The sequence below is a fragment of the Streptoverticillium olivoreticuli subsp. olivoreticuli genome (genome assembly GCF_003391135.1).
GTDB classification, from domain to species: domain Bacteria; phylum Actinomycetota; class Actinomycetes; order Streptomycetales; family Streptomycetaceae; genus Streptomyces; species Streptomyces blastmyceticus.
Map to the genome: position 1 here is coordinate 719,933 of NZ_CP031455.1, position 12,048 is coordinate 731,980.

General features: G+C 69.0%; 14 protein-coding genes and 1 pseudogene. 10 read left to right on the plus strand and 5 right to left on the minus strand.

Annotated features, from left to right (window positions below; all coding sequences use genetic code 11):
- Positions 1-23: 23 nt before the first annotated feature.
- Entirely contained in the window at positions 24-194 is a 171-nt protein-coding gene (locus DXZ73_RS03205) for a hypothetical protein (protein ID WP_425315946.1), read from the minus strand.
- Between DXZ73_RS03205 and DXZ73_RS03210 the strand changes: the two are divergent.
- Positions 139-765, plus strand: a pseudogene (locus DXZ73_RS03210) (transposase). The gene DXZ73_RS03205 and the pseudogene DXZ73_RS03210 overlap by 56 nt on opposite strands.
- A gap of 39 nt (positions 766-804) precedes the next feature.
- Here the strand turns inward: DXZ73_RS03210 and DXZ73_RS03215 are convergent.
- Both DXZ73_RS03215 and DXZ73_RS03220 read right to left on the minus strand, forming a co-directional pair.
- A complete protein-coding gene (locus tag DXZ73_RS03215; RefSeq protein ID WP_116209518.1) occupies positions 805-1,017 on the minus strand; it encodes a DUF4287 domain-containing protein in 213 nt (70 codons plus the stop codon).
- A gap of 33 nt (positions 1,018-1,050) precedes the next feature.
- On the minus strand, positions 1,051-1,620 hold the full coding sequence (locus DXZ73_RS03220; RefSeq protein WP_116215381.1) for a dihydrofolate reductase family protein: 570 nt from the start codon (positions 1,618-1,620) through the stop codon (positions 1,051-1,053).
- Between the two features lie 160 nt (positions 1,621-1,780).
- Here DXZ73_RS03220 and DXZ73_RS03225 point away from each other — a divergent pair, with 160 nt between their 5' ends.
- From DXZ73_RS03225 to DXZ73_RS39160, 6 genes are all read left to right on the plus strand, one after another.
- Positions 1,781-2,425, plus strand: a complete 645-nt coding sequence (locus DXZ73_RS03225) for a TetR/AcrR family transcriptional regulator (RefSeq protein WP_240351124.1) — start codon at positions 1,781-1,783, stop codon at positions 2,423-2,425.
- A gap of 184 nt (positions 2,426-2,609) precedes the next feature.
- Positions 2,610-2,840, plus strand: a complete 231-nt coding sequence (locus DXZ73_RS37850) for a hypothetical protein (protein WP_162889998.1) — start codon at positions 2,610-2,612, stop codon at positions 2,838-2,840.
- A gap of 177 nt (positions 2,841-3,017) precedes the next feature.
- A complete protein-coding gene (locus DXZ73_RS03235; protein ID WP_116209520.1) occupies positions 3,018-3,665 on the plus strand; it encodes an HD domain-containing protein in 648 nt (215 codons plus the stop codon).
- On the plus strand, positions 3,653-4,663 hold the full coding sequence (locus tag DXZ73_RS03240; protein ID WP_116209521.1) for a GlxA family transcriptional regulator: 1,011 nt from the start codon (positions 3,653-3,655) through the stop codon (positions 4,661-4,663). The genes DXZ73_RS03235 and DXZ73_RS03240 overlap by 13 nt, the downstream gene beginning before the upstream one ends.
- A gap of 213 nt (positions 4,664-4,876) precedes the next feature.
- Positions 4,877-6,256 (plus strand): Fic family protein, encoded by a 1,380-nt coding sequence (locus DXZ73_RS03245; protein WP_162889999.1) that lies wholly within the window; start codon positions 4,877-4,879, stop codon positions 6,254-6,256.
- 9 nt (positions 6,257-6,265) lie between these two features.
- Entirely contained in the window at positions 6,266-7,081 is an 816-nt protein-coding gene (locus DXZ73_RS39160) for a hypothetical protein (RefSeq protein WP_240351125.1), read from the plus strand.
- A 253-nt stretch (positions 7,082-7,334) separates the two neighbouring features.
- On the opposite strand, the gene DXZ73_RS03260 is transcribed toward DXZ73_RS39160, so the two are convergent.
- Entirely contained in the window at positions 7,335-7,886 is a 552-nt protein-coding gene (locus DXZ73_RS03260) for an LppU/SCO3897 family protein (protein WP_240351128.1), read from the minus strand.
- Between the two features lie 558 nt (positions 7,887-8,444).
- Here DXZ73_RS03260 and DXZ73_RS03265 point away from each other — a divergent pair.
- A complete protein-coding gene (locus DXZ73_RS03265) occupies positions 8,445-8,915 on the plus strand; it encodes a GNAT family N-acetyltransferase (RefSeq protein ID WP_116209524.1) in 471 nt (156 codons plus the stop codon).
- 454 nt (positions 8,916-9,369) lie between these two features.
- On the opposite strand, the gene DXZ73_RS03270 is transcribed toward DXZ73_RS03265, so the two are convergent.
- Complete coding sequence (locus DXZ73_RS03270; protein WP_116209525.1) at positions 9,370-10,395, minus strand: hypothetical protein; 1,026 nt, start codon at positions 10,393-10,395, stop codon at positions 9,370-9,372.
- A gap of 94 nt (positions 10,396-10,489) precedes the next feature.
- Here DXZ73_RS03270 and DXZ73_RS03275 point away from each other — a divergent pair, with 94 nt between their 5' ends.
- Together DXZ73_RS03275 and DXZ73_RS03280 are read left to right on the plus strand one after the other, a co-directional pair.
- Positions 10,490-11,137, plus strand: coding sequence for a TetR/AcrR family transcriptional regulator (locus DXZ73_RS03275; RefSeq protein ID WP_116209526.1), 648 nt, complete (start codon positions 10,490-10,492; stop codon positions 11,135-11,137).
- A gap of 79 nt (positions 11,138-11,216) precedes the next feature.
- Positions 11,217-11,576 (plus strand): zinc finger domain-containing protein, encoded by a 360-nt coding sequence (locus tag DXZ73_RS03280; RefSeq protein ID WP_240351130.1) that lies wholly within the window; start codon positions 11,217-11,219, stop codon positions 11,574-11,576.
- Positions 11,577-12,048: the final 472 nt, after the last annotated feature.

Genomic DNA, 12,048 nt, shown 5'->3' on the forward strand with positions numbered 1-12,048 from the left:
GCCTACGGTCGCAAGACCGGACATCAGGCCAGGCAGCGGGCCTCGCCCAGCGCCTCGCGCGACGGCGCGACGGCCGACTGTGCTATCTGGTCGGCGGCGCGGGTGGCGGCCCAGCCGCGCTCGGTCAGTTCCAGGAGCTTGGCGCGTGCGTCGCTGGGGTGCGCGCGGGTTCGGCTGGAGCCGCACCTGCCCAAGAACGTGGGCCGGGGCGGGCGGTGGAAGTGTCACCGTCGCATGATCAACGGGATTCTGTTCCGTCTGCGGACGGGTATCCCGTGGCGGGATCTACCGAATCGGTTCGGAAAGCGGCAGACGATCCACTCCCGCCATCGCAGGTGGGCGGCAGACGCCACCTGGGAGAAGATCTTGCGCGCCGTCCAAGCATCCGCGAACGCGGAGGGGCGGATCGACTGGTCTCTGGTGAGCGTGGACTCCACCGTCTGATGCCCGTGGATGATCGAGGTCTTGAAGCGCATCCACGTTCCTCGCCTGGGCGGTGGCCGTCCGCGTACTCGGCCGGACCGCTTGTGTGCGGACCGGGCCTACAGCTCACGCCGCAATCGCCGCTACCTGCGTCGGCGGCAGATCAAGCACACCATCTCCGAGCCGAAGAACCAGCGGGCCAACCGCCGCAGGAACGAAGTTGAACGCACCATCGTGGCGCTCAAGGGATCCCGGGCGGTGGCCACCAGATACGAGAAGCGGGCGTGCATCTTTCACGGGACGCCCACCGTTGCCGCGATCCGGCTCTGGCTTCGTCCGTGACCGTCGGGTCCCTGTGTGACGAGTTCCCACCCGGGTGGTTCATCTACCGCTGTCTTCGGCGAGGGTATGGGCGACCAGAGCGTTGGCGTGGCCGTGGCCCAGGCCGTGTTCGGTCTTGAGCCAGCCGACGAGTTCCATGTGCTTGGTCAGGGGCGAGGCGAGGATGAGGTCTTTCCACTCGGCGATCGGGCGGCCGTACTTCTTCTCGATGGCAGGGAAGTAGCTCGCGGGGCCCTTCACGGGTGCGGTCATCGCGGGTTCCGTCCTTCGTCGTGGTGGTGGGGGTCAGGAGGGCCGGGCGGTGCGCTCGTGGCGCAGCAGGACCACCTGAGAGTCGAAGGTCCTGGTCTCGGCCAGGGTCAGGTCGATGCGCTGCTGCGGGGTGGTGAAGACGGGCTTGCCGCCGCCGAGCACGACGGGGTGGACGAAGATCTGGTACTCGTCGATCAGCCCGTGCTCGGTCAGGAAGCCGGCCAGCGCGGAGCCGCCGAACAGCAGCAGGTGCGCACCGTCCTGCTTGAGGGCGGTGAGCTGCTCGACGACGTCGGTGTTGATGACGCGGGTGTTCCAGTCGGCCTCGGTCAGGGTCGAGGAGACGACTACCTTGGCAGCCTTGCGCCAGACGGGTGCGAACGCGAGGTCGTGCTCGTGGGTGGAGAACTCCTCGGCGCGGGGCCAGAAGCCGGACATCATGTCCCACACCACGCGGCCGTACAGGAAGATGTCGGCGCTGTCCGTGAGGGCCTGCGAATAGGCGGACAGTTCGCCGTCCATACGCGGCCAGTCGAACTCTCCGTTCGGCCCTTCGATGAAACCGTCCAGCGACTGGTGCACGAAGTGCGTGATCTTGCCCATGAGTACCGGGTCCCCCTTGGCGACAGGCGTCCGGACGGCCATTGACCGCCCTTGTGTACGATGTCCACATTCGGGGGATGCGGAAATCCGCACCCCCCGAGTGATCATGCAGGAGCCTAGACGACCTAAGTGGATACTGTCCACATTGGAGGCGGTAGCCGTGGCGGCAACCGGGAACGGCAAGCCGAAGCGGGACACCTATCGCCACGGCGACCTCCGCAACGCGCTGATCGAGGCCGCCCTCGAACTCGCCCGCCAGGGCGGCCCCGAGGCCGTGGTGCTGCGCGCGGTCACCCGGCAGGCCGGGGTCGTCCCCAATGCCGCCTACCGGCACTTCGGCGACCGCGGGGCCCTGCTGCACGCCGTCTCCCAGGCGGCCATGGCCCAGGTTGCCCGAACCATGGAGGCCGAGCAGGCCGCCCTGCCGCCCACCGCCGACCCGGTGGCAGCCGCCCGGGCCTGCTTCCGTGCGGTCGGCACCGGCTACTTCCGCTTCGCCCAGGAGGAGCCCGGCCTGTTCCGCACGGCCTTCCACGTGCCCGGCGACATGGCCCACGCTGCCGACGACACCGCTGCGGGCGTCAGTGGCAAGACCCCTTTCGAGCTGCTCGGCGAGGCCCTCGACGGCCTCGTGGATGCCGGTCTCCTGGCCGAGGACCGGCGCCCCGGAGCTGAGTTCCTCGCCTGGTCAGCCGTCCACGGACTCGCCGTCCTGCTCATCGACGGCCCCCTCCGCGGCCTCCTCCCCTCCCAGGCCCACGAAGCCGGCCAGCACGTCATCGACATGATCGAACGAGGCATCTGACACCCCGGGCGCGGCAGAAACCCTCAACACTCTCGACCCACCAGACAGGCCCTGGGGAACTCACCCACAGGGATGCTGCATCCAGACCTCGGGGTGCTGTCCCCCAGTCCTCCCAGTCCAACACCCAGGGCGAAGGAGAGCCGCGGAGCGCCAGGCCCAAACCGCCGAGCGCGGGGCTTCTGCTTTGCAGAACGGGCTCGACGAACACCTTCAGGGCCTGGCAGAGGCGGGTGCCTCGGCATTCGAGCTCGGCCAGGTCTGCCGGACGGTCCAGGAAGACATCCAGTTCGCCATGGACGGTGCGGCCGACACCCGTTCCCGCGCCAAGCAGTTCCGCAGCGAGGCCGCGACGATCGACCATGACCGGACAGTCGCCCGACCCGGCCGGGAGCGACGTCGGGCAGGCGGGTTGTGACGTTGCTGATGACGGCAATCGGCTGCGGGATGCCGTCGTATCGTCCCGTCGCGCCTGGCCAGGGGTGTCCATATCTGTGGGTTGTACGGCCGCATAGCCATGGCGCAGCGATCTGGTGATCCGGAGACTGAAGGTGTTGCCGGAGGGACCGGCGGACCGAGGGACCAGGTGATTGCGATGACGGACGACTCCTCCGTACCGGCCGGGGTGCGTGTGCCGGACTCGAAGCTCGCGCGGGAGGCGACCGAGCTGGTACGGGACAGCACCAATGAGCTGATCTACGACCACTCACGCCGGGTGTACTTCTTCGGCAGCCTCCAGGGGCGCAACCGGGACCTCGGCTTCGACCCCGAGCTGCTGTACATCGCGGCCATGTTCCACGACCTGGGCCTGAACGAGACCTTCCACGGCAGCGGGCGCCGCTTCGAGGTCGACAGCGCCGATGAAGCCCGCCGTTTCCTGCAGACGCACCGGGTCCCGGAGGACAGCATCCGACGGGTGTGGACCGCCATCGCCCTGCACACCACGCCGGGCATCCCCGAGTTCATGGAGCCGGAGGTGGCGCTGGTGACCGCGGGCGTGGAGTACGACGTCCTCGGCATCGGCTACCACGACCTCGACGAGGCGGACCGCGCCGCGGTCGTCGCCCTGCACCCCCGCCCCGGCTTCAAGCGGCGCATCCTGGAAGCCTTCGCCGACGGGGTCCGGCCCAAGCCGGAGACGACGTTCGGCAACGTCAAGGCCGACGTGCTCGCGCACTACGTGCCCGGCTTCGAGCGCGGGGACTTCGTCCGCACCATCCTGGACTCCCCATGGGCCGAGTAGCCACCCGCACACCAGCGAGTCAGGTGGTCGTGGTGGCCGCCTTCGACGGCGTGCAGCTGCTGGACGTCACCGGCCCCGCCGAGGTCTTCACCACGGCCAACGCCTTCGGCGCCCGTTACGACGTACGGATCGTCTCGCCGACCGGCACCGACGTGCGCACCTCCTCGGGCGTGCGCATCGGCGTCGACACCACGCCGACGAGTCTGCCCGCGCGGATCGACACGGTCGTCGTGCCCGGCCGACGCGACTGGCAGCGTGCCGTCACCGACCAGAGGCTGCTCTCCCTGGTCACGGAACTCGTCAGCCGCGCACGGCGGATTACTTCGGTGTGCGCCGGAGCCTTTGTCCTGGCGCAGACGGACGCACTGAACGGGCGGCGCGCCGCCACGCACTGGCAGCTCGCCACGCAGCTGGCGACCGCCTATCCCCAAGTGAACGTCGAGACGGACCCGGTCTTCGTCAAGGACGGCAACGTCATCACCTCCGCCGGTGTCACCGCGGGCATCGACCTCGCCCTCTGCCTGGTCGAGGACGACCATGGTGCCGGCATCGCGCGGGATGTGGCACGCGAGCTGGTCGTCTTCATGGCCCGCCCCGGAGGACAGTCCCAGTTCAGTGCCCGCCTGGCACCGCGTGAAGCGAAGCATCCGGTGGTGCGGCAGGTGATGGACAGCGTCGGAGCCGACCCGGCTGCCCCTCACAGCCTGGAGTCCCTGGCGCGTGGTGCCAGCGTCAGCACCCGCCACCTCGGCAGGCTTTTCCGCAGGGAGACCGGGATGACGCCTGGCCGGTATCTGGAATCCGTACGGCTGGAGGCCGCCCAGGCCCTCCTCGAAGCGGGCAACGACTCCGTCGACACGGTAGCCCAGGAGTCCGGCCTCGGCTCCTCGGAAACCATGCGCCGCGTCTTCCAGCACACCCTGGGGATCACCCCGACCGCCTACCGTGCACGCTTTCGCACCACCGCAGACGTCACCCGCACGGGAGCAGGGCGCTGAGCGCTGTAGTCGGCGAGTCCCGCCAACTGGAGCGCTCGCATCGAGATGCGTCAGATCCTTGACCGGCGGAAGCGACGCGGCGCCGGTGTCAGGTAGCCCGATCAACTCGAGCATGTCCGACTATCGCGGCCAGTCACACAAGCACTCCTTCGCGCCGCCGATCTGGGGAAATCCACTTGAACGGGGGCCTGGTGGGCGTGGCAGGATTGCGCGGTGATTCCCGAGCTTGCACCTGGCTATCTGAGCTGGGACGAGGTGGACCCTGCCCGCCATCCGTTCGACGGCCCGTCGGCAGCGCGGGTGGTGCACTCGCTCGGACCGGCCCGGCGTGTGCCTCGCCGCCCCGATGTGCCCTTCGCCGACCCGGCGATGAGTGACTGGAGCTGGGGCGAGGCCAAGCTCTGGGCCGACGCCATGTCACACGCCCTCGTCGAACGCTACGGCCGTTGGACCGTGGGCTGGCGCTGGTCACACGACGAAGGGGATTACGACGGGGGGCCGGTCGGGAACTGGTGCTGCCCGCGGGACTCGGTCACCGCTCCGGAGGAGACGCTCGCCCGTGTCGTCGCGGCGCTGTGCGAGTGGCGCGAGTGGCTGGAGAGCCTCGCCGGCTGGTTCGAGGCGTACCCGCTCGAGCTGGCCGTCATCGAGGACCAGCGGATCTTGTGGGAGCACGCTGCCCGGAACCTGATTCTGCAGGTCGTCGACCGCACCGGCTGCGGCAGCGGCTGGCACGGGCACTGCCGTCAGGTGCTCACCTGGTTCCTCGGCCGCTGGGGAGTGGCACCCGACGTCGCACAGGACCTGGTCGACGAGGCGATCGGCGGGCGGTTCCGGAGCTGGACCGGCCCGGACGCGGTGCTGGTCGACGACGTCGCGGAGCGTCTCGCGCTGTCGCTGCGGCCGGACGACGGCACACCCTCCGCCAAGCCCGCGCCGGACCACTTGAAGTGCTGGCTCACGGTGCGCGAGACCGTGCCCTGGCAGGAGGCCCCCGACAGCGGCGCGGATGGACCGGTGATCCCATCCTGCGACGGCGCCGCGGAGGACATCCGCGCCTTCGACGGCGCCGTGGACCCTGCCCGCGCGGAGGGCCTGCTTGCCGCCCTGGAGCTGCTGCGGGCCGACGCTGCGCGCGGCGCCCCGCTCGACTTCGAACTGCTCCGCAGCTGGCAGCAGCATGTCCTGGGCACACCTCAGCCGCCGCCGTTCCGCAGCTCGCCCGCCTTCGCCAAGGGAGGCCGCGAACGCTACGGCATCAGCTCCAATACCCGCGCCCACCTCGATGCCTGCCTGGCCGAGAGCGCAAACGACACCGGGCAGCCCCTGCCCTTGACCGCCCGCGCCGCACGCGTACATCTCGACGTCTGCTTCTTCCATCCCTTCGACGACGGCAACGCCCGGTCCGCCTTCCTCGCCCTCATTTTCGTCCTCGCCCGCGAGGGCGTCGCACTCAGCGGAGTCGGTCTGTTCCGCCGCACCGCCTTCCAGGCCGACGCCCCCCAGGACCCGCTGACCCTCGCTCGGTACATCGACATCCACCTCACAGAGACCCGGCGCACCGCCGCCTCCCCCGGCCCCGCACCGAGCTGAGCAGCGCAGTTGGCGAGCGCCGCCGCCTCGGGGGCTCAGTCGCAATTCCGTGCCCTGACGGGGTCAACAACCACTCCGCGATCGAGGGGAAGGGCCACGGATTGCGAACTCGCTGATCTGACGGACGAGAAGGAGATCGAGACCCTCGCCCGCCAATGGCACGACGAGGAAGGCCTGGGCTGCTACCGCGCCATCGCCCAGTGGCTCAACGACGCCCAGGTCCATCCGTCAGCTCAGACAGCTCGTCTCGCCGGACGTCCTCTCGTCGAGATGATCAGCAACCTCAACGACCGCATCGTCGAGGCCCGCATAAACGGCCGGCTCAGCGAAGTCCGAGGCCTCCAGGTCAGCCTGACCAAGGCCAAAGGGAATCGCACCCCTCTCGGCCGAAGCCTGCGACAAAGCACGCGGGAACGCCAAAGAAGCTCACCGACCTCGGCATGCCCGTCGTCCTCCGGCCACATGTGTGACCACCCACTCACGCGGGCGCGACCCCCGTTCAAGCGCCTGAACGACCTCAAGGTCACCGGCCTGGTCCAGAACGCCGAGAAGACCTTCCCCGGAACCCCGGTGCACCTCATCGACCCGCAGCGGGAATACCCGGACCTGACTGCCGGCCCATTCGGCCCGGTCGAACTGCTGCCCGCCGTGACATGCATCGGCACCTTCGCCTCCACGCCGATCGACCCAGCACGCAATCCTGTGCTCCACCGCTCCGCACTCACCGTCATCTGGTTCCAGGCCGCCCCCGGCGTTCCAGCCGAAGCCGACACCGCGCTCCGTGACATCACTTGGGAAGACACCGCCCAGGATGTCGAGCTGTAGAGAACACCGAATGGACGGGAACCCGGGAAACAGTCACCTGCCAACCGGGAGACGATCCCCAAAACCCCATGACGGCAGGGCTCGGCAGCGGGTTACTCGGTCGTCACGGCTCTCGGTGATTCCCGGCAACGAGAGCCGCCCTCTATCGACAAAGTGGCTTCGGTATCACGCTGGAGCGTGGAGACCTTCTACCTGACAGTGAGACCGGGGAAGTCGTGATGGCGAACCCGCTTCGCTGAGTCACATCACCGAATCAGTGAACTCTGCTGAGGCACAGCGTGTAGCCGTTCGCGCTGTACTTCGGGTCACCGATGTAGGGGATCTCCATGCCATCCGCCTTACAGGTATCGCCCGGGCCAGTCAGTTCCTGTGACACCCGGTACTGATCCGGGGAGGAGCCGCAGACAACTGCTTCCAGGTCCTGCGCGGGCCAGGCTGAGTTGTTGCGTACGCAGTCGCCGACGGACAGCTGATCAGGTTTCCCGTCACCAGCGATCAGGCCGATCACCACCAGCAGCGGCACCGCCAGTACCACCAGAGCGACCGGGAGGGCGAACACCAAGGCTGCCGGACGCAGGAAGACCCGCTTCCCGGGGTCCAGCGGTCGCTGCCAGCCACCGGAGGGCGGACCGAGACGGCGGAACGCCCGTCGGGGGCCCAGCACGTTGGCCAGCACAGTAATCGGGGTGAAGATCACTGAGAGAGGGCTCCACCAGCCCTGGTAGAGAGTGTCGGCGGTCATCTTGCGGTGCAACGACGTACCGCACGAGCCACAGAACGCCCCCGAGCGCTTCAGGAAGCGCATGAGGACGACCATCCCCTGATGGCCCCGCACGGTGGCCCGGACAGCCGGCATGCCCCCGCATATGTCGCAGGACAGCGCCCCTCCGACAGGGGGATGCTGCCCCCAGACCGCCGCCGGCGGCGGGTAGGCGTCGGGAGGGTACGGCTGCCCGTACGGCTGAGTGGGGTACGGGCGCGGATCCGGCGGGTTGGTCACGGAGCAATTCCTTGATGATCGACACTCTGGCGACGGGCAGCCTACCCACGGTCCGGCGAGCGGCGTACGCCCGCCTCTACCGCCGTCGCCCCGGTCCCGCAGCTGGCTGCAGGCCGAGCGCAGAGTGCATTCGGGGTCTGGCCGGGGAGGCCGTCGGGCACGAGGCTTCGTGGTCTCCAGAAAGCGGCGACGACTTGGCGGGGGCCCTTATCTCTTTCGTCAAGTGTCGGGCCGCAGTGGTCGGCCGGTAGCCGTACCTCGTGGACAACGGTGTGGAGCCGAGAGAAAGCTGGCGGTGTCGCCGTCTGCAGGAGGTATGCGGCGCCGGGAAAACCACTTGATCCACTGGCTTACGGTTCCCGCATGACGACTACGCTCCGACTGGCAAAGGTCACCGCCGCCAACTTCGACGCCGCGATCGGCCTGAAGGTCCGCCCCGACCAGGAGCACCTGGTCGCGCCGGTCGTGAAGTCCCTTGCCGAGGCATACGTATACCCCGACATGGCTTGGCCCCGTCTCATCTTCGACGGCGACCGGCCCGTCGGCTTCCTCATGGCCTTCCTCGATATCGACTTCGCGGGCGACGGCAGCGGCACCGACATCCGCTCGGGCCTGTGGCGGCTCAACATCGCGGCCGGCGAACAGGGCCGCGGCTACGGCCGCTTCGCGGTCGAGTCTGTGGCCGCTGAAATCCGCCGCCGCGGCGGCACCCGCCTGACCACCACCTGGCACCCGGGCGCGGACGGCCCCGAAGGTTTTTACCTGGGGCTCGGATTCCGGCCGACCGGGGAGATGAGCGGGGATCAGAAGGTCGGGGAGCTGGAGCTGGGCTAGGCGGATCCGCCGGACGTTGTGGTCCACATGCTCGCGTGCGCAGGAGCCCTTCCCCGTAGAGGCCGACTGGCCTTTCGTTCCGGGTCAGGCAGCTGACGCGGGTCGTGATTCGTAGACGCTCCATCACCGTCGACTACGAGCACGAACTCGCCCAGCTCGACGACCGCGGACACCGGCCGCGACGGACCGTGGACACGGACGGTCCCGGAGTCGGGCTGTAGTAGCCGGCCCCGGCGCCGCCCCAGCGGGGACGAAGATGCCGGGGCGTCCGGGGTGGGAGCCACAGGGCACGACGGTCCGTCTACCCGGCTCCGGGAAGTGCCTCGACCTGAGGCTGGCCGCCACTGTGCCCCGTCCCCGGCCCCCGGCGGCACTGCCGACCGATCGAGCACGGAGAAACGATGAAGGACCTCCAGGGCCTTATCCGTCCCCCACGTCTTGATCCTGAGCGGACTCAGCCGCGGTAGTGGTCGGCGATTGCGGCGAAGGCGGCCTTGGGCTCCCAGGGCAGGTCGGGGTAAGTGTCGCCGTGGCGGTCCTCGAGGATCTTGACGATGCCGAGGCTGGCGAGGTCGAGGTCGTCGCGAGGATCGCCATCGGGGCGGTGGGGCAGGTTGTACAGCGCGAAGAGGAATACGAAGGCACTGTCGACGCCCTCGCTGTCGAAGATCTCCAGCAGTTCGCTCAGGTATGCCGCTTGGCCGGCCTCGTCACGCTCGTATTCCCCGGTCAGCCGGAGCGGCGCCCCGGTGACTTCGTCGGTTTCGAGGATCTCCATGCTGCGGGGTGCGACGTCACCCGCGCCGCGCCAGGTGGCGGTGCCGAAGCCGGTGATAGCGACCGGTTTGGGCTGTGCGACGAGGCTGCGCACGGCATCTCGGAATCGGGCGGCTACTTCCGCAGATCGGATGAGTTCGAAGGTCGTGAAGTCGAACAAGTCCCAGTCGACGGCTTCGAACTGGATGGCGGCGTAGGTGACCTTGCCGTGGAAGCGCTCGCGGACCACCGCCACGGCTTCGTGGAGGAAGGCGTTGAGGCGGGTGCCGACCGCGGCGATTCTCTCGGGCCGACGGGCCGGGTCGCTCAGCAACCAGCCGAGTCGCTCTTCGGTGCTGTCGCCTTCGAGGAACCCATGGTTCATGACGCTCAGTTCAGCGCCGGTAACGAACACGACCTCGGCTCCTTGCGTCCGGAGTCGCTCGGCCCGCTCTGCGCAGTCAGCGATCAGGATGAGGATCTCATCGGTCGTCAGCTCCAGCGGGTAGGGCGAGAACCAGATCTCCAGCCCGAGCTCGGCGGCGTGACGGGCGGCGAGCTCCAGGCGGCCCGGGTCGCCGCCAGTGATATGGACAGCGGTGCAGTGGAGATCGTCGCGGATGATGGTCAGCTCCCTTTTGACCAGGTCGGGGTCGAAGTGCTCCCGGGAGCTGCTGCCGTTGCGGAGGAAGCCGGTGTCGTAGCAGATGCCCTTGGCTCGCATGCGTCTGACCTTCCTGTAGGTGGCCTGAGAGTAGAAGCAAATATTGCGTGCACGCAAGTTTGCGTACACGCACTCAGGCTGGGACACTTCGAGGGTGACCACAAGGCGGACCGGGCTGCGCGAGGAGAAGAAGCAGGCCACCCGAGTGGCACTGCGTGAGGCGGCACTTCGGTTGGCCCTCGAGCACGGGCCCGACAACGTCCGCGTCGACGACATCGCCGAGGCAGCCGGGGTCTCGCCGAGGACCTACAACAACTACTTCTCCAGTCGCGAACAGGCGATCGTCGCCGCCGTCACCGCCGAACGGGAATCCCGGGTCGCCGCGGCCGTGGCAGCCAGGCCCGCCCACGTCCGCCTCGCTGATGCCTTGGCCGAAGCGATCCTGGAGCAGTACACCGAACCGCGTGACCACGACGAGTTGCTGCTGATCACCGCCAGTCCCGCGCTGCGTGACACGTTCCTCGACGCCGCCGCAGCGATCGAACACCCCCTCGCCGCCGCGATCGACCAGCGCCTCGGCTGCACCGGCACGCCCGCTCCTCGCGTGCTCGCGGCGAGCGCGGCCGCTGCGGTTCGGGTCGCACTCCGGCAGTGGCTCCAGCCTCCGGCTGCACCACTCACAACCAGTGGGCTCGTCGTGCCGTCCGGCTCGCTACCAGACCTGCTCCGCTCCGCGCTCGCCACACTCGAACCCGCATTTGACGCCGCCGAAGAACAGGCGCAACAGCGCTTGCGCCAGTGAATCCGTTCCACTGGCGGCTCCGACGTCGCGGTGGGTCCGGCGTGAGCCGCGGTGCCGTCAACGATCGGCGCAGCGTTTCATGGGTGATCCCCGTTTCAACACCGGGCGTCGGCGGCATCGCCGCAGGTCGATTTGTTTCACAGGCCGCCCGTACCGGCTCGTCGAGTCGTACGTCTGCCCGATGTCCACCTGCCAGACCCCGACGGGCTCGCCCTGCCGCACCACCTCCGGCAAGGTCGCGCTCAAGTACCACACCGCGCGCTTCCAGCTCGTCCCCTCGCTCCACTCCGAGCTGCACGTCGCCACCCCCGCCGTACGCCATCCCGGCTCCGTCTGGACGGCCCTGCCGGTGCAGAAGCTCGCGGCGCCTGCCATGCCGATGGAGGTCCGGCTCGCGTACGCCCGCGTCTCGAACCGGACGCAGGAGATCCAGCCATAGGTCGACACCCTCGAAGCCTCCGGCGTACACCGGCTGTTCCAGGAACAGATCAGCACCCGGGTCCGCGAACGCCCCGAGATGAAGGCGGCCCTGGCGGCGGCCCGCGAGTACCGCTCGCTGGGCGCGAAGGTTCGCGACCCCCGAAGGACAGGAGACCGCCCGCAAGAACGGACCTGGACCATCACCGGCCGTTGACCGCCGCCAGGCCGAGCACAACACCGCCGGCCGCTGGGCGAGTGGCTCCCGCACCGTCTACGACCAGCGCCACGGCTTCGGCGCGCGGGACCCAAGGTGATGGCCCGCATCCCAGTCGTCCTTGCGGCTCGGGCTGCCAACGCGGTCGGCAACCGGGCCCCTGCGCATGCGCCGCCGGGTCCGCCCGCCACTCCGGACCCTGCCGTCCGCGCCCCACGGTGCCGCACGCCGGAACGGACCGTCGGCGCTGCGCACCGGGACGCCGCTCGAGCATCAC